This window comes from Brevibacillus brevis NBRC 100599 (assembly GCF_000010165.1).
Taxonomy (GTDB): Bacteria; Bacillota; Bacilli; order Brevibacillales; family Brevibacillaceae; genus Brevibacillus; species Brevibacillus brevis_D.
On the sequence record NC_012491.1, the window covers coordinates 5,163,703 to 5,182,793 of the forward strand.

23 protein-coding genes are annotated in these 19,091 nt (G+C 45.9%); 7 read left to right on the top strand and 16 right to left on the bottom strand.

What is annotated here, in order from left to right:
• Positions 1 to 21 precede the first annotated feature (21 nt).
• From BBR47_RS24555 to BBR47_RS24565, 3 genes are all read left to right on the top strand, one after another.
• Positions 22 to 636, top strand: coding sequence for a LysE/ArgO family amino acid transporter (locus BBR47_RS24555; protein WP_015893143.1), 615 nt, complete (start codon positions 22 to 24; stop codon positions 634 to 636).
• Between the two features lie 82 nt (positions 637 to 718).
• Positions 719 to 1,336 (top strand): DUF47 domain-containing protein, encoded by a 618-nt coding sequence (locus tag BBR47_RS24560; protein ID WP_015893144.1) that lies wholly within the window; start codon positions 719 to 721, stop codon positions 1,334 to 1,336.
• A gap of 18 nt (positions 1,337 to 1,354) precedes the next feature.
• Positions 1,355 to 2,362 carry an inorganic phosphate transporter gene (locus BBR47_RS24565; protein ID WP_015893145.1) on the top strand — a complete coding sequence of 336 codons (1,008 nt, stop codon included), beginning with the start codon at positions 1,355 to 1,357 and terminating at the stop codon, positions 2,360 to 2,362.
• A 185-nt stretch (positions 2,363 to 2,547) separates the two neighbouring features.
• Here the strand turns inward: BBR47_RS24565 and BBR47_RS24570 are convergent, their stop codons facing one another.
• From BBR47_RS24570 to BBR47_RS24600, 8 genes are all read right to left on the bottom strand, one after another.
• Positions 2,548 to 3,105, bottom strand: coding sequence for a DUF4825 domain-containing protein (locus BBR47_RS24570; RefSeq protein ID WP_015893146.1), 558 nt, complete (start codon positions 3,103 to 3,105; stop codon positions 2,548 to 2,550).
• Complete coding sequence (locus BBR47_RS24575; RefSeq protein ID WP_015893147.1) at positions 3,086 to 3,775, bottom strand: permease prefix domain 1-containing protein; 690 nt, start codon at positions 3,773 to 3,775, stop codon at positions 3,086 to 3,088. Before BBR47_RS24575 ends, BBR47_RS24570 begins: the two co-directional genes overlap by 20 nt.
• Positions 3,775 to 4,122 carry a PadR family transcriptional regulator gene (locus BBR47_RS24580; protein WP_015893148.1) on the bottom strand — a complete coding sequence of 116 codons (348 nt, stop codon included), beginning with the start codon at positions 4,120 to 4,122 and terminating at the stop codon, positions 3,775 to 3,777. Before BBR47_RS24580 ends, BBR47_RS24575 begins: the two co-directional genes overlap by 1 nt.
• 140 nt (positions 4,123 to 4,262) lie before the next feature.
• Positions 4,263 to 5,717 (bottom strand): hypothetical protein, encoded by a 1,455-nt coding sequence (locus BBR47_RS24585; protein ID WP_041749631.1) that lies wholly within the window; start codon positions 5,715 to 5,717, stop codon positions 4,263 to 4,265.
• Positions 5,698 to 6,240: an RNA polymerase sigma factor gene (locus tag BBR47_RS24590; RefSeq protein WP_015893149.1), complete on the bottom strand. Its 543-nt coding sequence runs from the start codon at positions 6,238 to 6,240 to the stop codon at positions 5,698 to 5,700. The genes BBR47_RS24585 and BBR47_RS24590 overlap by 20 nt, the downstream gene beginning before the upstream one ends.
• Positions 6,241 to 6,266: 26 nt before the next feature.
• Entirely contained in the window at positions 6,267 to 7,895 is a 1,629-nt protein-coding gene (locus tag BBR47_RS24595; protein ID WP_041749632.1) for a YcdB/YcdC domain-containing protein, read from the bottom strand.
• Entirely contained in the window at positions 7,876 to 8,043 is a 168-nt protein-coding gene (locus tag BBR47_RS31695) for a hypothetical protein (RefSeq protein WP_015893151.1), read from the bottom strand. Before BBR47_RS31695 ends, BBR47_RS24595 begins: the two co-directional genes overlap by 20 nt.
• A 16-nt stretch (positions 8,044 to 8,059) precedes the next feature.
• Positions 8,060 to 9,682 carry a hypothetical protein gene (locus tag BBR47_RS24600; protein ID WP_041749633.1) on the bottom strand — a complete coding sequence of 541 codons (1,623 nt, stop codon included), beginning with the start codon at positions 9,680 to 9,682 and terminating at the stop codon, positions 8,060 to 8,062.
• Positions 9,683 to 9,929: 247 nt separating this feature from the next.
• Between BBR47_RS24600 and BBR47_RS24605 the strand changes: the two genes are divergently transcribed.
• A complete protein-coding gene (locus BBR47_RS24605) occupies positions 9,930 to 10,319 on the top strand; it encodes a cupredoxin domain-containing protein (RefSeq protein WP_041749634.1) in 390 nt (129 codons plus the stop codon).
• Here BBR47_RS24605 and BBR47_RS24610 read toward each other — a convergent pair.
• The 3 genes from BBR47_RS24610 to BBR47_RS24620 all read right to left on the bottom strand — a co-directional run bounded on the left by BBR47_RS24610 (position 10,309) and on the right by BBR47_RS24620 (position 13,522).
• Positions 10,309 to 11,529, bottom strand: coding sequence for an MFS transporter (locus BBR47_RS24610; protein WP_015893154.1), 1,221 nt, complete (start codon positions 11,527 to 11,529; stop codon positions 10,309 to 10,311). The two genes, BBR47_RS24605 and BBR47_RS24610, sit on opposite strands and share 11 nt — an antisense overlap.
• Before the next feature lie 67 nt (positions 11,530 to 11,596).
• Entirely contained in the window at positions 11,597 to 12,532 is a 936-nt protein-coding gene (locus BBR47_RS24615) for a 4-hydroxy-3-methylbut-2-enyl diphosphate reductase (protein ID WP_015893155.1), read from the bottom strand.
• Between the two features lie 60 nt (positions 12,533 to 12,592).
• Positions 12,593 to 13,522 (bottom strand): ketopantoate reductase family protein, encoded by a 930-nt coding sequence (locus tag BBR47_RS24620; RefSeq protein ID WP_015893156.1) that lies wholly within the window; start codon positions 13,520 to 13,522, stop codon positions 12,593 to 12,595.
• 225 nt (positions 13,523 to 13,747) lie between these two features.
• Here BBR47_RS24620 and glnA point away from each other — a divergent pair, with 225 nt between their 5' ends.
• Both glnA and BBR47_RS24630 read left to right on the top strand, forming a co-directional pair.
• Positions 13,748 to 15,166: a type I glutamate--ammonia ligase gene (gene glnA, locus BBR47_RS24625; RefSeq protein ID WP_041749635.1), complete on the top strand. Its 1,419-nt coding sequence runs from the start codon at positions 13,748 to 13,750 to the stop codon at positions 15,164 to 15,166.
• 121 nt (positions 15,167 to 15,287) lie between these two features.
• A complete protein-coding gene (locus BBR47_RS24630; protein ID WP_015893158.1) occupies positions 15,288 to 16,001 on the top strand; it encodes a L,D-transpeptidase family protein in 714 nt (237 codons plus the stop codon).
• A gap of 19 nt (positions 16,002 to 16,020) precedes the next feature.
• Here the strand turns inward: BBR47_RS24630 and BBR47_RS24635 are convergent, their stop codons facing one another.
• From BBR47_RS24635 to BBR47_RS24650, 4 genes are all read right to left on the bottom strand, one after another.
• A complete protein-coding gene (locus BBR47_RS24635) occupies positions 16,021 to 16,305 on the bottom strand; it encodes a hypothetical protein (protein ID WP_041749636.1) in 285 nt (94 codons plus the stop codon).
• 73 nt (positions 16,306 to 16,378) lie between these two features.
• The gene (locus tag BBR47_RS32035) at positions 16,379 to 16,510 is read right to left on the bottom strand and encodes a YjcZ family sporulation protein (protein ID WP_081437273.1); all 132 of its coding nucleotides are present in this window, start codon (positions 16,508 to 16,510) and stop codon (positions 16,379 to 16,381) included.
• A 196-nt stretch (positions 16,511 to 16,706) separates the two neighbouring features.
• The gene (locus BBR47_RS24645) at positions 16,707 to 17,261 is read right to left on the bottom strand and encodes a hypothetical protein (RefSeq protein WP_015893159.1); all 555 of its coding nucleotides are present in this window, start codon (positions 17,259 to 17,261) and stop codon (positions 16,707 to 16,709) included.
• Positions 17,262 to 17,461: 200 nt separating this feature from the next.
• Positions 17,462 to 17,956: a hypothetical protein gene (locus BBR47_RS24650; protein ID WP_015893160.1), complete on the bottom strand. Its 495-nt coding sequence runs from the start codon at positions 17,954 to 17,956 to the stop codon at positions 17,462 to 17,464.
• A gap of 198 nt (positions 17,957 to 18,154) precedes the next feature.
• Here BBR47_RS24650 and BBR47_RS24655 point away from each other — a divergent pair, with 198 nt between their 5' ends.
• Entirely contained in the window at positions 18,155 to 18,616 is a 462-nt protein-coding gene (locus BBR47_RS24655) for a DIP1984 family protein (protein WP_015893161.1), read from the top strand.
• A gap of 284 nt (positions 18,617 to 18,900) precedes the next feature.
• On the opposite strand, the gene BBR47_RS31410 is transcribed toward BBR47_RS24655, so the two are convergent.
• Positions 18,901 to 19,065, bottom strand: a complete 165-nt coding sequence (locus BBR47_RS31410; protein ID WP_173362210.1) for a hypothetical protein — start codon at positions 19,063 to 19,065, stop codon at positions 18,901 to 18,903.
• Positions 19,066 to 19,091: the final 26 nt, after the last annotated feature.

Below are 19,091 nucleotides of genomic sequence, written 5' to 3' on the forward strand. Positions count from 1 at the left end.
AGAAACGGGGAGGAAACGATCATGCTGGAAGCGATTTTGCACGGTTTTGTGCTTGCTTTTGGACTTATTTTACCGCTCGGCGCACAAAATGTTTTCGTTTTTAATCAGGGGGCTCTACAACCTACATTACTTCGCGCCATGCCCGTCGTACTGACTGCGGCACTCTGCGATACCCTGCTCATTTTATTGGCAGTATTGGGAGTCTCTTTGGTTGTATTGACAGTCACATGGCTGAAAACGGTGCTGTATGTCATCGGCTTCTTCTTTTTGGTGTATATGGGATATTTAACGTGGCGTAGCCGTCCAGATACTGAGGCTGGAGAGAAAGAGCGCTTTTCGGCCAAAAAGCAAATCATGTTTGCTGCCTCTGTCTCTTTGTTGAACCCGCATGCGATTCTCGACACGATCGGGGTCATCGGCACCAGCTCACTCAGCTATTCGGGAACAGAAAAGTGGGGCTTTACTGTTGCCTGCATCCTCGTATCCTGCTTCTGGTTTTTCGGCCTTTCTGTAGCTGGTCGTACAGCAGGACGATTGGACCGGTCCGGAAAATTGCAGCGTGGTCTGAATATGGTTTCTGCTGTGATTATGTGGGGAGTGGCCTTCTATATGGCAGCCCAATTACTCATCTCGTAAAGAGTTCATGAAAAAGTGAATAATCCCCATCCCCTCCACTCAAAATACTCCTATTCGGGTTTTCGAAGTGGAGGTTTGTTTAATGCTTTTTACCAAATCGGATGCACTCTTGGATGACTTGTATGAGATTGCGAAAAATGTGCATCAGACGGCGATCTATTTTAACGAATACAAAATCACTTCATTAGAGACAGTCAAAACCTTTGCTACAGAGATGAAGGAGTACGAAACAAAGGGCGACAAGCTCATCCATGAAATCATCGTGCAAATCAACAAGACATTTATTACCGCAATCGAGCGTGAGGACGTTCTGGACCTTGCCGTCAAGCTGGATGATGTGCTGGACGGATTGGAGTTTTGCGCTTCGCGACTCTATATGTACGATATCATGGAACCAGATCAAACGATGGTGCAATTCGGACAACTCATCGAAGAAGCTACCAAGCAAATTCTTCTCGCCATCGAACTGCTTCAAAAGCAAAAGTTGTCTGCTATGAAGGAGTACATCATCCGCATTAACGATTTGGAAAGCGAGGGGGATGAATTGGTGCGGAGCAGCATTCGGCAATTGTTCAAAAACTCAAGCGATCCCATTCACATTATGCAGCTCAAAGAGGTTTACGAAGTGCTCGAAGATGTCATGGATCATTGCGAGGATGTCGCGGATGCGATGGAATCCGTGATCATGGGCAACTCTTAAACAAGGAGACCTACTTTCATGTATACGAGCCTTCCTCTTGTGATTGCCGTTATCATTTTGGCTGTTTTCTTTGATTTCATCAACGGGTTTCACGACACTGCCAATGCCATCGCAACCACCGTATCCACCAAGGCTCTCCCGCCTAAGATTGCCATTTGCCTAGCGGCTATCATGAACTTTATCGGTGCCCTGACATTTACCGGGGTCGCCAAAACTATTGGTGGAGAGATCGCCGATCCAACCAAGCTGGAATTCGGTGTGCTTGTGGTCATGGCTGCTCTCTTGGCTGCGATTCTTTGGAATTTGATTACGTGGTGGTACGGTATCCCCAGCAGTTCGTCTCATGCTCTCATCGGCTCACTCGTAGGGGCAGTCCTCGCTTCCGCTGGGAGTGCGCAAATCAACTGGACTGGTTTTTCAAAAATATTCGAGGCACTTATTGTGTCACCGGTTATTGCGCTCGTAGCCGCTTACCTCATGATGAATTTGGTTTATTTCATTTTCAGTCGGATCATGGTTCCTCCTTCCAAGGTCAACCGGGGATTTCGCTTCTTTCAGATTTTCACGGCGGCCCTGCAATCCTTTACACATGGAACGAATGACGCACAAAAAGCGATGGGCATTATCGTATTCGCTCTCGTTGCCGCTGACCTGCATACAGATACCAGCACGATTCCTTTCTGGGTGCAGTTCATTTGTGCCCTCGCGATGGGCTTGGGAACCTCTATCGGAGGCTGGAAAATCATCAAGACGGTCGGAGGCAAAATCACCAAAATTGAACCGATTAATGGAGCCACTGCCGATCTCACCTCGTCTTCGATCATTTTTACCTTTACGCAGTTAGGCTTGCCTGTGAGCTCTACCCATGTCATCTCTTCCGGGATCATGGGGGTCGGTGCAGCCAAACGGCTAAAAAGCGTCAATTGGGGCGTTGCCAAACGTATCGTGATCACCTGGTTTATTACGCTGCCGATTTCTGCCTTGCTCGCAGCGGCCATTTATTTGTTGTTACATGTATTTATCTAAAAGCAAAAGGGACGAGTAACAGGCTCGCCCCTTTTTTCTGTTATCCGAATGAAAAAACCAAGTAAGACTAGCGCGATTATATTAAGGTTTACATCAAAATGAAAGGCCATTCTGGAAAGGATGGCCTTAAAACTTCCGTTACAGACAGCGTGGTGAAACGTTAGCTGCTTTGCATTGCTTTTGCCTTACTCTTTTATAAGCTGTTTCATACCCTCTTCAACAAATTGATCATCCCGTAACTTGTCCTGCACACTTTTCCGCCACTTTTCTTTCGTCAATAGCGATGCCAAATTTTCACCGAAGAGACCTTGCATAGCAACTCTTGTGGCAACAATCGTGGTGTCTGGAAAGCGATATTCGATTGTCTGCAAATTGTCGACCAGAGCAAAGGCTGACACGGTGTTGTACAGCATCGCTTGCTTGAATAATTTCGCCTCGATGTCGGTCGTCTTCTCCTCGTAATGAATCTCAATCGTAAACTTCTCCGGACGGAGCTGAAATGTACGCTTGCGATCACTTAACGGCAAATGATTGAACATAACCAGATTCGATGTAGCGCCCATGTACTTGTTTTTGTATGGCAAAATGGATTCCAAATCGTGAGTCAGCGGGCTTTGCTGAGCCAATTGATACTGCTCCGATTGCGCTTCGTTCTTCGGTATTATGATGATCTGAATAGCCATGAATAGGACAACCCCGATGAGAACCAAAGCAAGTATGATTTTATTTCGCAATGTCGTCACCTTCCCCTGCATCATATTTTAAAATTAGTCGCGGAAAGGAGTGGAGCCACAGCGGAATGAGGATCGAGAGAAAAGGCAGCGCATACCCTACAGCAATGTTAGCGAATTGATAGGGTCCAGTAAGATTCACTGGCGTTGAAAACCATAGATTGCTACCAAAATAGAGGGCTGTCGTAAACACAAGTGTCCCGACAATATAAAGCGCCCACAGCATCCAGCCCGTTTTTCGCAACAAAAAGGCAGATCGCACATTCAAGTGGGTCAATTGATGGGAAGAAGCAGGTCGGTTGATCCCTAACAAGACCAAATAAACGATACCGATGAGAATGCAAATCGCAAGCAGACCATAGTTCAAAAAGATACCCATTCTCCAGATTCGCAAGGGCATAGTCACAATCCAGGCAATGAGTCCGTACAGCAATCCGAGCTGCAACAACTCTTGCAGGAGTGGAAGTATGTATATCTTACGGCGTTCTCCGACAAACGAATCAATTGAAGGGAGATTGGCCTTTGCTTTTTTCACGGCTTCATCCAACGATAGCCCATCTGCGACCAAGTCGGCGACCTTTGCCTCCAAATTGCTCAATACTTCCCACTTGAGCTCTTCGATTTGTTTACTTCCCCTGTAATTTTGAAACAACTGATCGACATGGTGCTGTAAACTCTCCATCACACTTCATCCCGCCTTTCGATGAGCTGGTCAATCAATTCTTTGGCGACCTTCCAAGATGCCAAGGCTCTTTCGTACGCCTCTCTCCCCGCTTCTGTCACCTGATAATATTTGCGTCTCCCCCCCTGGCTCTCATTTCCCCAGTACGAAGCGATCAGCTTGTGTGACTCTAATCTTTTCAGACTGGTATACAAAGAGGGCTCTTTCAGTTCGTAGCGACCGTCGCTGTTTTTGAAAATGGCTTTGATGATTTCGTACCCATAGTTATCGCCGTCATACAGGACACGAAGAATAATCGTATCGATATGACCGCGGATAATTTCACTGCTAATACTGCTGTCACTCATCTCGTTCACCTCGCAGATATAGCATAACACATATTACTATGTATGACGAAGTAATATGTGTCGAATTGTTCTACTCACAAAAAAAAACAAGACCACTCAAAAAGTTGAGATAGTCTTGACATATAGGCAGCCCGATCGTTTTATTGTTTCATCTGGTACACCAGATAGGGTGCTGGCGTCCGTTTTCCGTTTAGTTCCGGCCATACATAAAGCAGTTCCAGTGAGGGACGATTCCCCTTGTTAGGCTCTGTAGATGCTTTCCCTATTTCTGAAAAATTCCCTTCCAGGCCTACTACCTGTCTGCTGGTGCTATCCACCCAAACCTTATACTTGTGACTCTCCGCTCTTGCTCCTTGTGTAATGGCAATGAAGTCTATCCTGATTGCTGAGTCTTCCACCGCCGCGCCCTCCATTGCAAGCTGCGTGATTTGTCTTGGCAAATAGGACGCCAGTTTTTTGACACCGATTTGGGCTGCTTCTGCTTGGGACAGCTCCGGGGAAGTATGTGACTCCGTATTTGTTTTCATCCGATACGCCAGCAGTTGACCAGATTTCTTGGCAAACCTCGCAGTGAGATAAGTAGCATCTGTCATTTTCCACGTATATTCCATGTACGATTCGTGTTCTTCTGTTGATAATGGACGGTTATCCCCTTCGATACGTACACCGAACTCTTTCTGGATCAGAGTGGCTATCTCCTCATCTGAGTTGGCCATGAGCAGCTTACCTTGTGCCTGAATCGGGATGAGGCTATAGCTTCCAGTTGCTGCCACGCTCTGAAAGCGATGATCGAGGACTTCCCCGTTCAATGCGTTGATATAGCCTGCAAAAGCCGCTACTTCTTCTTGCTTCAAACTGGCTGTCAGCCTTTGTACTGCTTCCTCTTTGGAAATTGCTTTTTCTGGATTGGGAAATAGCGAGAGATCTGCTTCTCCATCGAGATTCTCTTCCAAGACCATACCCGCTGGTGTTCCATCTGACTTCAAGTGAACCTTCACGACACTGTCGGCGAACGGTATACCGTTAATGACGCGTAGAAAAACAGCCGTATCTTTTTCCAGATGGTTAGAAGCAAGTTGATATTGCTTACTTTTATCGCCTAATTTCTGCTTCATATATTGCACGACAGACAGCGTTGTATTGCTTGCCGTGGCTGCCGTTTTTGGCAGTGCTTGGCTTTCAGGGAGCGATTGTGATTGCGTAATGACACTCTGTTCTTTCTGTTTGGGCTGTTCTTTCACCTGGCTTATTTTCCGCTGCTCGGCAACAGGAGGAATATTCCTTTGCTCCGGTATGTCCTTCTCTTTTGCCAGTGAAGGCGCATTCTCTGCAGGCTGCTCCGTACGTACACTGCTAGTCCCATTTGGCGCTTCTTTTCCGTCAGGCACAGCTACCAAGAGAGCCAGTACGACAGTTGCAGCTGCACCTCCTGTCATCGACAAGATACGGCCCACTTTTTTCCTCTGCTTCATCTGCCTTGCCTGTTTAACCAGCGTCTGATCCAAATAGGTGACAAATTCCTGACGTGGGGGTGGGTCCTGCCTTCTTAACCCTCGCAGCTGGACCGTCAGCTTCTCATCCTCTAGCCCACTCATTTAGAAAGCCCCCTTCCTCCGTATCATCCATCATTTCTTTGACCAGCTTTAATGCCCGATGGGTGTTTACTTTCACCTTGGATTCCGATACACCCAGGATTTCTGCCGTCTCCTTGACGCTGTATTCCTCGATGCAACGCAAAATCAGAACCAGACGATAATGGGGCGCTAGCTTTTGGATCGCTTGCTTCAGCTCACGAACGTTTTCCCGCTTGGTCAGGACATTTTCCGGACTCCCTTCCTTGGTCGCCAGCTTCATCAGCCAGTTTTCTGAGAAAAAGGACTTGACCTTCTGCTTGCGATGCTGGTCAATCGCCGCATGCTTGGCAATGGAGAAGAGCCATGTTTTCAGAGTGACTCTGCCATCAAATCCGGCGAGCCCTTTTAACACTCTCGTAAAAACCTCCTGTGTCAAGTCCTCGGCATCATTCTGGTTGCCGGTAAAATGGAGCAGAAAGTAGTAAACGTCCTGATAGTGAGCATGATAGATCGCGCTGATCCGCTGCTCGATATCCTCCTGCACGGGTTAGCCTCCTGTCTTAGTACGGATTAATGAAATTCACCTGTAGTAGTAAATTTGCCGGTTAGGGCATCAATTTCTCGGTGGTCTAGGGATATGGCTGTTCTGTACGCCAGAATGGGTTGATAACTTGGGTTATCCGACAAAATATCGGCATCCGGTGTCAAATATTGCAGCTCCAGTGGACGCACTTTCAAGTATTCCTTTACCGCCTGCTCATGTGATACAGCCTTTTTGGGGTCAGGCAGAATGAGCGGTTCCCAAGATACATCCTCCATACGCAGACTTATCACCTCTCCCGTGATACGGTCTATTCTGATAGAAATCTCATCATCCAGAACCGGAATCCCTTCGTGCACATTTACAAACTTGAAGCCCTGCTCAGCGCCTCTCTGCCGAAACTCTGCTGTCCCAATCGGCATCACTTCTTTTACATGCTTTGGTCCGTACTTTTCCAGCGCAGCAATAGCTAGTTTCATCGATTCTTCTGGCGTTAGCCATTTCTTTCCGTTTGGATCTTCTTCAGGGTGTTCTCTTTCTTTCTTTTTCTTGTCAACCATACCGTAGCTCATGAATCGTCCTGTTTCTTTCTCCGTTATAATGATAGCCTCCAAGTCTTTATTGATTTCATGTGTATATTCCTTACCTTTCGTATCTTCAGAAATGCCTTCTTTTATTTTTTCAGCTTTGCTCTCGATCCCAAAAGCAGCGAACAAAGCTGCTGCTTCCTCTGTCGTCTTTACGGTTACTTCCTTACCGACAGGATTCACTCTGACAATGGGGTTATATGCACTCCCCGAACCTTCATAAGCACTCCCCGAACCTTCATCATCAGGAACTTCCATGCCTGTTTTGGCATCGATAAATTCCGAGAATTCCGATTTGTATCGTAAGGTAGGAGAGCCATACAAGTATTCCTTCGTTTTCTCGTTCCATCCCTCTACTGGCTGTTTCAAATAAAAGAGCTTCAGGTGCTTGGCGAAGGCTTTTTCCGCCTGATCCTTGGATATGGCTTCCTTAGGATCAGCAAACTTCAAATCTTCGAGGGCTGGTGCATCATCGCCCCCGAGCCCGTATAAGCCTTCCCCTTTTGATATAACTTCCCCCTTGCTGTTTACGGTTAGATTAACATTCACATTCAAATATGGAAGACCGTTTACCTGTTTCGTAAACAAAGCTTCATTTTGATCCGAATAATTAGGGTTATATTTGAAGCCACCCATATCTGCTCCGTACCATTGCTTCATAAAATCTGTTGCTTTACTGACTACCTTGTCATGCTCAATCTTCGGCCTTCCTTCTTCGGGAAATTCCTCGTTGTATCTAAACCCCTTGGGATTCCCTTGTTTATCCAAACTGAATTCAAAAGACGGCTTCTTCTTCTCCTTGGACGTTTGCAAGATGATGGTTATACGATTCGTTCCATCCTTTTTTTCTAAAATTTCAAGCGAACTGTAAGAAAAATCGGCTAAATATGGCAACCTTTCCTTTACCTTTTGGATTGCAAGCTCTACCTTCACTTTCCATTCAGGTGCAAGCTCCTTTGCCTTGCTCTCCTCCGCCAGCACTTGACCATTATTCGTCAGATAGATTGGCGTAGTAGCAAGTAGAGTTGCAGTTGTTACCGAAAAAATCACTTTATTCAGCTTTTTCATCATTTACATCCTCCCGTATTTTTTTCAACATTAATGAATCGTAAGAAATAGCAAAAGTCTGGTTGCCGGTAAAATGGAGCAGAAAGTAGTAAACGTCCTGATAGTGAGCATGATAGATCGCGCTAATCCGCTGCTCGATATCCTCCTGCACGGGTTAGCCTCCTGTCTTAGTACGGACTTTTATGAAATTCAGCTGCAGTAGTAAATTTGCCGGTTAGGGCATCCATTTCTTGGTGGTCTAGAGATATGGCTGTTCTGTACACCAGAATGGGTTGATAGTTTCGGTTATCCGACTCAATATCGACATTTGATGTGAAATATTGCAACTCCAGTGGACGCACTTTCAAGTATTCCTTTAGCGCCTGCTCATGTGATACAGCCTTTTTCGGGTCAGGAAGAATGAGTGGTTCCCAAGATACATCCTCCATATGCAAACCTACCACCTCTCCCGTGATACGGTCTATTCTGATAAAAATCTCATCATCCAGAACGGGAATCCCTTCGTGCACATTTACAAACTTGAAGCCCAGCGCAGCGCCTCTCTGTTGAAACTCTGCTGTCCCAATCGGCATTACTTCTTTTACATGCTTTGGTCCGTACTTTTCCAGCGCAGCAATAGCTAGTTTCATCGATTCTTCTGGCGTTAGCCATTTCTTTCCATTCGGATCTTCTTTAGGGAATTTTATTTCTTTCTTTCTCTTGTCAACCACACGGTAGCTCATGAATCGTCCTGTTTCTTCCTCCGTTTCAATTTCAGCATCAAAGTCTTTATTGATTTCATGTGTATATTTCTTACCTTTCGTATCTTCAGAAATGCCTTCATTTATTTTTTCAGCTTTGCTCTCGATCCCAAAAGCAGCGAACAAAGCTGCTGCTGCCTCTGTCGTCTTTACGGTTACATCCTTACCGACAGGATTCACTTTGACAATGGGATTATATGCACTCCCCGAACCGTCATAAGCAGGAACTTCCTTGCCTGTTTTGGCATCGATAAATTCCGAGAATTCCGATTTGTAGCGTAAGGTAGGAGGGCCATACAAGTTTTTCTTCGTTTTCTCGTTCCATCCCTCTACTGGCTGTTTCAAATAAAAGAGCTTCAGGTGTTTGGCGAAGGCTTTTTCAGCCTGATCCTTGGATATGGCTTCCTTTGGATCAGCAAACTTCATATTTTCCAAGGCGGGTGCATCGTCTCCAAGATTATATTTATGTAAACCTGATCCTTTCGAAATAATTTCTCCTTTGCTGTTTACGGTTAGACGAACATTGATATTCAGATACGGAAGTCCGTTTACCAGTTTTGTAAAATGGGCCTCGTTGTCCTTTGAATAGTTAGGGTTATAGGCAAAGCCGCCCATATCTGGACCATACCATTGCTTCATAAAATCTGTTGCTTTGCTGACTACCTTCTCATGCTCAATCTTCGGCCTTCCTTCTTCGGGAAATTCCTCGTTGTAGCTAAACTTATCGGGATTCCCTTGTTTATCCAAACCAAATGTAAAAGACGGTTTCTTCTTCTCCTTGGACGTTTGCAAGATGATGGTTATATCATTTGTTCCATCATCTTTTTCTAAAATCTTAAGCGTACTGTAAGAAAAATCGGATAAATATGGCAACCTTTCCTTTACCTTTTGGATTGCAACCTCTACCTTCACTTTCCATTCAGGTGCGAGCTCCTTTGCCTTGCTCTCCTCCGCCAGCACTTGACCATTATTTGTCAGATAGATTGGCGTAGTAGCAAGTAGAGTTGCAGTTGTTAGCGAAAAAATCACTCTATTTAGCTTTTTCATCATTTACATCCTCCCGTATTTTTTCAATGTTAATTAATCGTAAGAAATAGCAAAAGGTTACAAAAAATACAAAATAAAAAAAGGCTGTTGAATCAATTATCAACAGTCTTTTTATTTTGCATGACAGGGAAAGATACGTTTTTCCACCCCTTCTCCAATCGAATAGGGAAAAAGTGTTTATCCCCCTCACTCCGAGGACAGGATAATAGTAACTTCCCATGCTATGGTCCTCAAAGGAGTTGAAAACAAAATGTCTCGTCACTGGTATCGGCAGCTTCGTTATCCAATCATCGCTCTGGCTGTGACATTAACGCTACTTTGGACGCATCATTCCCATCGCCTACCCGCTTCGTACGCGATCGCGACACGGACACATACCGTTACGATTTCTAGCGCTGGCTTTTTGCCCAATCAATTGACTGCACACGAAGGAGAGCGAGTCTCGTTGATGATCGTCAACACCGATACGCGCCCTCACAATCTATCCATTCGTGATCTGAACCTTGCATCCACAGAATTGAAGCCGACTCAATCGACACTCTTGCAGTTTTCAGCCGCCAAACGTGGTCGGTATCATTTCGTATCAGACGCGCCTGGCTATCCGGAAACAGGCTTCCAAGGCATGCTCGTCATTGACTAGCTTGCACTTCTTCGTCTGGTGAGATTTGCTTCCACCGTCCGAATTTTATCATGAGCAGAGGAATGATCCCGATCGCGGTGATGATTCCAAAAAACAAATAAATAGCGAGCACCGAAAACGAATCTTTGATCCACCCTGCTACCAAATTACAAAACATCGATCCAAGCCCGCCTCCCACTGAAAAGAAGATGGCCAGCGCCGTCACCTGAAGGGATGCGGGCGTATTTTCGCGCACAAATTGGGCTGCCGTTGCCAAATAAAAGCCTACTGAAATCCCCTGCACAAAGAACATGGCAATCACGGCAGTGGTACTTGGAGCGGAGCTATACCAAAACCAGCGCATCGTGCAAAAAATCGCCGATAGCAAGAGCGTCAACTCCAGTCCCCACCTGCGGACAATATAACCCGCCAGCTTCATAAAAGGAGCTTCACTGCCTGCAAACAACAAGAAGGCAAGACCAATCCCGGCAATGGTCCCTCCGATATCCTGATAAAACAGGGAAAACCAAATATTATTGGCGTTTACAGAACCCATCATGCAGAACGATGAAATCAAAAACAACGCAAATCGCGGAATTCGCGCCAAATTCCTTATCCCCGCAAGCATACTGACGCGAAACCGCGATGCCTCTGTCACTTCTTCCGGAACCTTCCGAAGAAACAGAATAGCAATCAGAAACGCCAAGCAAAACGAGTAAAAAAGAACATGTGGCCCCCACTGCTCAACGAGAAGACCCGTGATGAATGCCGCTAATGCAAAACCGATTGCTCCCCACAGGCGAATGTCGCCGAACTGAATGCCATGTCCATTGGCATAACCGAGAGCCAAGCTATCTGAGATGGGAACGACGGCACTTTGAAAAAACGACAACAATATGTAGAGCAAAAAGACGTAGACAAAGGAGGAGACGCCCGTAAAGAGGAGTCCCACCAACCCGGTGATGATCAATGTCAGAATCAGCACAGTTTTGCGAATTTGATAGCGATCACAGATCATACCCCACATCGGCTGTGCCACGATGGAAACGATCGGCGCGACTGCACTGATGAGACCAATTTGGGTCCCGGTTAGATGGATGGATTCGTAGTATTGCGTAATAAGCGGAGCAAAAGCGCCAAACCCGTAGTAAATAAAAAGATAAAGGGCGCAAAGACTTACGTATCTGCCTTTTGCGCCCCCCAGCCCGAAACCGGAAAGTGATTCTGGCATATAACTCTCCTATTTTGAGGTTAATTAACCGTGTAAGAAAACATAACACAGAGCATGCCTACATGATTTATTTTACCGTTGGCAATATTTTCGCCATGTTAACGGTTCGTTTTTTCTCCCATGTAGCCGGGTTGAACTCATCGAACTGCTCCAGGAAGGTGATGACTTCCTTCGTCAATGGAGTCGGCGTCGAAGCACCAGAAGTAACTGCCACATTTTTCTTTCCACGCAGCCATTCTATGTCGAGCTCAAACAAATCAGCGATCCGATACGACGGAACATCCGCGATTTCTTCTGAGACCTGTGCCAAACGATTGGAGTTGTTGCTGCGCGGATCGCCTACGACGATACACAAATCTGCCTCTCCTACTTGCTCCGCTACAGCTTCCTGACGAACCTGCGTAGCGAGACAAATCTCATTATGCACTTCCACGCCAGGAAAACGCTTAAGAATGGCGTCCATCAGATGTTTGACGTCCCATTGACTCATCGTCGTCTGGTTCGTAACGATCAGCTTGTCTGTTGGCAGATCGAGTGCCTCCAGCTCTTCCAGCTTTTGAACCAGATGTACGTGATCCGGCGCGATCCCCATTGCACCCTCTGGCTCAGGATGCCCTTTTTTCCCGATGTAGAGCACATGATAGCCTTCCGCTACTTTTTCACGGATCAAATCATGTGTCTTCGTTACATCTGGGCAAGTCGCGTCGACAACGGTCAAGCCTTTATCGCGCGCTTTCTTGCGCACCTCAGGAGACACGCCATGGGCAGTGAAGATGATCGTTCCCTCCTGAACCTGATCCAAGAGAGCGAGCCGATCCTCTCCATCCAATGTTTTTATCCCTTGTTTTTCAAACGCCTCGACGACGTGAGCATTGTGTACGATCATGCCCAAAATATGAATCGGGCGGGGCAAGTCAAAGTTTTGCGCTGTTCGCAGAGCCAATACCATGGCATCTACCACACCGTAGCAATATCCACGGGGGGAAATCTTGATGACTTCCATCTTTACCCCTCCTACTTTTTATAATGCGTAAGCGAAAGACATTCCACCCAATATTATACCTTATTTGTCTCCTGCACGCTTCTGTTCGTAAACCTTCAGATTATTGTAGACAACTTTTAAAAGCGGTGTGGACACGCCTTTTTGTTCTGCTCGCTCCAAGAGGTAGCCTTGAAGATGATCTGCTTCCACCGGAAGACCTTTTTCCATATCGCGCAGCATGGACGATTTCGTTTGAGGACGCTGATTTTGGAAAGTCTCCATTTGTTTATCGACGATATCTGGCTTGATTGGTGCCTCCAAAGCGTTCATGACAGAAGCGATTTCTTCTGCGAGCTGACGTGTCAGCTCTACTCCCCAAGCCGATTCCCGGATCGGTCCAACAGCGGAATTCATCAGTGTGGTAATACCGGAAAACGTCGCAATAAACAAGTATTTGTGCCAGGCTTCCCGTTGAATATTTGTACTAGCACGCATCGTTCCATTGATCTTGGAAAAGGCTTGCTCCATTCGCTCTACACGCTCACTTTTGCCACCTTCCCACTCACCGAAAACCGCATCATGAATAGGACTTGTCTGCACGACATCGCCATCAGCATTCAGCGTCGTTTCAATGAAACAAAGACCCCCGAGCACGCGCTCCCGCCCAAAACGATCCCACAACACTTCCATATGCGCAATTCCGTTCAGCAGCGGAATGACGACTGTGTCCTCGCCTACGTACGGAGCGATGGCATCCACGCTTTCTTCCAGCGTGTAGGCCTTGTTGGATAACAGCACAACATCAAATGGTCCTGCTTCCTCCCCTGCTTGAATCAGTTGTGGCTGCTCCAAAAGCAAATCTCCATGAATGCTCTGAATGCGCAAGCCTCGCTCCTGCAACTGTTTGTATCTACACTCACGCACAAGAAACGTTACATCTACTCCCGATTCAACCAGCCTGCCACCAAAATAACCGCCAATGCCCCCTGCTCCCAGTACGAGAACCTTCATCTATATCGCCTCCGCGTTTATAAGTCTTGGTTTGTCTACATTTTATTAGAAAGTAACCATTTTCTAAACCCCACAATATAATGTTAGAAAACCTAACAAACAAAGTAAGAAAACCTCTTGACGAACAATGATAATTGTCGATATAATTCAAAATATAAAAACTAAGTAAAAACCGAACGTTGATAGTGAAATCATAACTTTAATTCGTGAATGGAGTGAATTTTGTTGGATATGAAAACAGTCCTGTCCACAATTGACGAGGAAAAAGTGGAATATGTAGATTTTCGCATCGTTGACCTGCTCGGTCGCCAACACCATGTCACCGTTCCTGCCTACGCGGTAGATGAAGGAACATTCTGCAATGGCGTCGCATTTGACGGCTCTAGTTTAATCGGGTACAAGTCCATTGAAGAAAGCGACATGGTAGCAATGCCCGATCCGGCAACCGCCTTCATCGATCCTTTCGTAGAAGCCAAAACCATGAATATCATCTGCAACATCGTCAACCCAGACAACACCGTCTACACACGCGATCCTCGCGGCATTGCCCTCAAGGCTGAAGCCTATCTGCAACAATCCGGCCTCGCTACCGCTGCTTACTTTGGCCCTGAATCCGAATTCTTCCTCTTTGACAACGTACGCTATGCCTCTGGTCCGTCCGGTTCCTTCTTCCACATCGATTCAGAAGAAGCTTTCTGGAACACAGGTAAAGAAGGACAAAACCTCGGCTACAAGGTACGCAATAAGGGCGGATACTTCCCTGTTCAACCGACCGACTCCCAAATGGATATCCGAAATGAAATGTGCACGCTGATGACAAAATGCGGCTTGCATGTCGAGCGCCATCACCATGAGGTGGCAACAGCCGGTCAAGGTGAGATCAATTTCCGCTTTGATACACTGACTCGTACAGCAGACAATTTATTGCTGTTCAAATACATCGTGCGCAATGTAGCTGCCAAACACGGCAAAACTGCTACCTTCATGCCAAAACCAATCGTTGGAGACAACGGATCTGGCATGCACGTTCACCAAAGCTTGTTTAACGGCGATACCCCGTTGTTCTATGAGCAAGGCGGTTACGCAAACCTGAGCGAGACTGCGCTGCACTACATTGGTGGTATTTTGCACCACGCCCCTGCGTTGATCGCCCTGACTAACCCAAGCACCAACTCGTTCAAGCGACTGGTTCCCGGCTACGAAGCACCAGTGAATCTGGTCTTCTCCAAAGGAAATCGCTCTGCTGCCGTTCGGATTCCGATTGCTGCCGTTACCCCAAAAGCGTCCCGCATTGAGTTCCGCACTCCGGACTCTACTGCTAACCCGTACTTGGCTTTTGCCGCCATGCTGATGGCTGGCCTCGATGGCATCAAGCGCAAGCTCAACCCGCGTGAACTGGGCTTTGGACCAATGGATAAAAACATCTACGACTTGTCCGATGCGGAAAAGCACGAGATCAAGAGCGCTCCCGCCTCTCTCGCTGAAGCACTGGTCGCATTGGAACAAGACCATGATTTCTTGCTCGAAGGGAATGTTTTCACAAAAGAAGTAATAGAAGGCTGGATTGCACAAAAACGTGGTGAGATTGAACAAGTCGAGCGGACAGTGAATCCAAAAGAGTATGAGCTGTATTACGACCTATAAACAAAGAAACAGCCCTTCTCTGATGAGGAGGGCTTTCACTTTGTCCCGAATAAAATGCTGTTTCCATTCACAAATTAAAGTTGTACTGTGAAAAAAACAGATGATCGGATGAACATAGACAATGGTGAATCGAACGATAACCCACTTGCTCATTTGTTTTGCTGCCATTCTTCTCTTAACTGTTAGCTTTCCAGTAGAAATTGAAATCGGTCAAAAAATTGTTTACGCCGAGCATTCGTTACCAATCATTAGCGACCAAGGTATTTTTACGATTGAGGTTTATCCCAGGAAACACAAGTTAATTGTCAAAAAGCATGGGAAAACAATAAAAACGTATCCCGTTGCCGTTGGTAATCCTTCTACACCTACACCAGTTGGAGAATACAAAGTCATATACAAAGGAAAAGATTGGGGACCCTCATTCGGTCCACGATGGTTAGGCTTAAACGTCCCTTGGGGAATTTATGGCATCCACGGCACAAACAAGCCATACTCCATCGGACAGCATTTGAGCCATGGTTGTATCCGCATGCGAAACAACGACGTCATCGAACTGTTCAAGATGATTCCACTCGGAACAAAAGTAACGATTTATGGTCATGTATTAGGGGACCCGAGCCACGATCCTAGAGATTTAGCAGAGGGCGACGTTGGTGGAGATGTACAGCTCATTCAATCTCGGTTGAAGAGCGCTGGTTATTATCACGGAATATGCGATGGCAAGTTTCGATCCTCGACAACTGCGGCTCTAAAGAAATTTCAACGGGATCGAAAATTAAAACCAAACGGTGTCGTGTCCAGCAAGATTTACCAAGAGCTGGGACTGCTGGAATAGCTCCCAAGATTCATGATCACTACATAAACCTTCTAAACATACTTCCAAGCCCATTTGCTCCTTGGAACGTTCTGAATACCTCGTTTGCTATGCGTACACCATTTAAAATGGTACCCATATCAAGGTTTAGATTGGAAACCCTTGGCGGTCGAGACTCTTTTCTCGTCCTACGGCTTGTTTTTGCCCACTCTTGATAATACTGACCAAGGGATTCAGGATTTTTTTGCAGCTTTTTGACCGAAACCTTATTTGACTTGAGCCAGTCAGAGAACTCAGGGGTAAAACCATTGATTTTTCTAGCCAATTTTCCTCCTCACCTCCATTCGTAAATGAATAATGCAAAGGGATTGTATGTCCCTTTGCATTACTTTGTTACCCTAACAATCACAACCGACAATTACCAACAAAATGAAAAGGACCAGGATCAGAGCAAAGTCATCGAAGCCATCAAAGAAACCCATTCTGTCTCCCCCTTTCCTTAGACACACTACTCTATGCGCTTTTCTCATGATTTGCCTGTACCCTCACCTAATAGCAAAAGGACGCAAGCATTTGCCTACGCCCTTTTTCATCCTATTGCAGTCCGATTTGCGACTTTACTTGCAGAATTCCGCCCTAATCCAAAATATGACTACCAACAAGAATAACAGCCTGACAATTCTCGACACAAAAAGAGCCTCGTACAAGGCTCCCTTTGCGTTGTTATTACTCTTTTACATAAAGCTGGTACATCTCGGTTTCTTCATCAGTTGCTTTTGCGATTCGAAAAGCTTCTTCCACGCTTTTCTTGTTTTGAATTACCTCGTAGAAAAAGCGCAGGGCGAACATCAGCGCAGAACTTCCGTCCGGGTAATCATCTGGCCCAATATACATATGGCAACCACTTTCCAGAAAGGCCTTCGCTAATTTAGGATCACCCAGCGAGCATCCGTTACTCAACACGATTTTTCCATCCAGCTTGGCAAACCGTCTAACCTCGTCAGGACCAAAATTATCCTTTGGTTCTCCTTCCTCGTAAACGTCCTCGCCCAGCTCTGGCATAATGAGGCTTCCCTCATCGCCATGGAAATTCAGAATAATCATGTCGGTATTTGGGTAGAGGTCGCTGCCATTCAATACATCGATCAAATCGCTTGGTCGACCAATCCAGTACGTAAAGACTCGAGCTCCAAAATACTCAAGTGTATTTCGGATTGCTTGGCTATCCTGGTCCGTATCCGGACCGACTACTAGGGCAACATTCATTTCAGGTTTACTCATTGTGATATTCCTCCATTTGGTTGTAAGTGGTTTTTATTTGTGGGTAAACAAAACCATTTACGTGGAGGGGGGCGGGCCAACTGGTGAATGGCAAGACGTTACTTCTTAATCATCAAGTAGGAAAACTCCTCTTCAATTGGAATATTTTATAAATTTTCAGTAGTATATCACCCAAAACTTGGCGTGTAAAGTTTCTCTAACTATGCAAATCCTTTTTTGATTTTGGACTTTATGTCACGATACAGCTCCCCGTATGTAATCGCATGCTCGATATGCGAATAGGAAAGCACGGAATCGCCATCCTTGCTCTCGCAGCAAGCAAAGAACAGGCTTTCCATCAGATTGTGATTTTCGATGGAATTGGTAATATGAACGCACTCCTCAATCGAATCCTGAGCGTCATGCTTGTAAAAAAGAAACGTCCCTTCTTTGAACGCCCCTTTTTTGTTGGCGTCTTTCCAAATGAGCATGCCTAAGGTAATAAAGTACCCTTCCTGGAAGCGGATCACGCCTGTAATGACCGAATTAATCGTAGTCGGAATGATCGCAATCGAGTCATTGAGCTGATTGACGTATTCATACAATACTTTATTGGATTCTCGAAGATCAGCGATTGGTACATGAAGAAGCTGCTTGTCTCTTAATTTTTCTACGAGTTGCTGAACGCATAGCGTCTTATTCAAAGTTGAAATCACAACCTCATCACTTCTCCCATTGTAAGTAAGTGTCTTCTTTACGTTATTCGTGATGAATGGACATATCCCTACAAAATTCGTACAAATCTTCTTACCATTTCGGCGGAATTCAAGTTTTCCCAAATTTTATTTTTTTTACCACAACCAATCAAACAAACAAGCGTATAAACTATCAGATTGGTTTAGGGGGTTACGGTTGTGAAACTCGCGGAAGCGTTAATCATTCGTGCCGATTATCAAAAGCGAATCGAACAGTTGGGGGACCGCTTGCACCGCAGCGCAAAGGTCCAGGAAGGTGAACAGCCTCCAGAAAATCCTGACGATCTCTTATCTGAGCTGTATCAGTTGTTTGACCAGCTCGAGCGTATTGTTCAGCAAATCAATCGAACCAATGCGTCTTGCCGCTTTAACGAAACAATGACACTCTCCGATGCGTTAACCAAACGTGATGTTCTCGGTTCAAAACGCAATGAGCTGGCCGACCTGATCAAAGAAGCTACAGTCAAGCATGATCGCTACAGCCGTTCGGAGGTCAAGATTTGCTCAACTGTTAATATTGCCCAGTTGCAAAAGCAAGTCGACGAGCTGTCCAAGCAGTACCGGGAACTGGATGCAAGCATTCAACAATTCAACTGGTTAACGGAGCTGCAAGAAACCTGACGTAAGAGACATGGAAGTCGGTAGTCTGTCTGCAAAAGGCGAACACGTCCCCATTCAACAGGGTTAATGTTGAAAACTCATTGGTCGGGTCAAGGGGCAACCCTGAGGGTTCAAATCCCTCTCTCACATAAGAAGCCCAGTAATGTGACATGAGTAATGCGTACTTGGTATTGTAACTACCGTGTGTTGATTTTGTCTGACAGACGAGGGTGGGTACGGGGATCATTCCATGTAAAAAAGCCCTTCACGCCTTTATGTGGCGAGAAGGGCTTCTTGGCGCAAATTTACGCCTTTCCTTTTAGGTAATCATCCTTTATCTTCTTTTCCTGTTCAGCGGTAGTCATGTCTTTCTCCAACACTTGATACATCAGTTCATCCTTCACTTGGCGAGGGATTTCTTTTTCCTGATGATTCGGGACAGATGAACTCGAGACAGAGTCATGTTCCATACGCGTACCTCCATGGCTTTTTGGGG

Coding starts and splice junctions, on each gene's coding strand:
- BBR47_RS24555 (WP_015893143.1), top strand. CDS start 22: ATGCTGGAAGCGATTTTGCACGGTTTTGTGCTTGCTTTTGGACTTATT.
- BBR47_RS24560 (WP_015893144.1), top strand. CDS start 719: ATGCTTTTTACCAAATCGGATGCACTCTTGGATGACTTGTATGAGATT.
- BBR47_RS24565 (WP_015893145.1), top strand. CDS start 1,355: ATGTATACGAGCCTTCCTCTTGTGATTGCCGTTATCATTTTGGCTGTT.
- BBR47_RS24575 (WP_015893147.1), bottom strand. CDS start 3,775: ATGGAGAGTTTACAGCACCATGTCGATCAGTTGTTTCAAAATTACAGG.
- BBR47_RS24580 (WP_015893148.1), bottom strand. CDS start 4,122: ATGAGTGACAGCAGTATTAGCAGTGAAATTATCCGCGGTCATATCGAT.
- BBR47_RS24585 (WP_041749631.1), bottom strand. CDS start 5,717: ATGAGTGGGCTAGAGGATGAGAAGCTGACGGTCCAGCTGCGAGGGTTA.
- BBR47_RS24595 (WP_041749632.1), bottom strand. CDS start 7,895: ATGATGAAAAAGCTGAATAAAGTGATTTTTTCGGTAACAACTGCAACT.
- BBR47_RS24600 (WP_041749633.1), bottom strand. CDS start 9,682: ATGATGAAAAAGCTAAATAGAGTGATTTTTTCGCTAACAACTGCAACT.
- BBR47_RS24605 (WP_041749634.1), top strand. CDS start 9,930: ATGTCTCGTCACTGGTATCGGCAGCTTCGTTATCCAATCATCGCTCTG.
- BBR47_RS24610 (WP_015893154.1), bottom strand. CDS start 11,529: ATGCCAGAATCACTTTCCGGTTTCGGGCTGGGGGGCGCAAAAGGCAGA.
- BBR47_RS24615 (WP_015893155.1), bottom strand. CDS start 12,532: ATGGAAGTCATCAAGATTTCCCCCCGTGGATATTGCTACGGTGTGGTA.
- BBR47_RS24620 (WP_015893156.1), bottom strand. CDS start 13,522: ATGAAGGTTCTCGTACTGGGAGCAGGGGGCATTGGCGGTTATTTTGGT.
- BBR47_RS24630 (WP_015893158.1), top strand. CDS start 15,288: ATGGTGAATCGAACGATAACCCACTTGCTCATTTGTTTTGCTGCCATT.
- BBR47_RS32035 (WP_081437273.1), bottom strand. CDS start 16,510: ATGAGAAAAGCGCATAGAGTAGTGTGTCTAAGGAAAGGGGGAGACAGA.
- BBR47_RS24645 (WP_015893159.1), bottom strand. CDS start 17,261: ATGAGTAAACCTGAAATGAATGTTGCCCTAGTAGTCGGTCCGGATACG.
- BBR47_RS31410 (WP_173362210.1), bottom strand. CDS start 19,065: ATGGAACATGACTCTGTCTCGAGTTCATCTGTCCCGAATCATCAGGAA.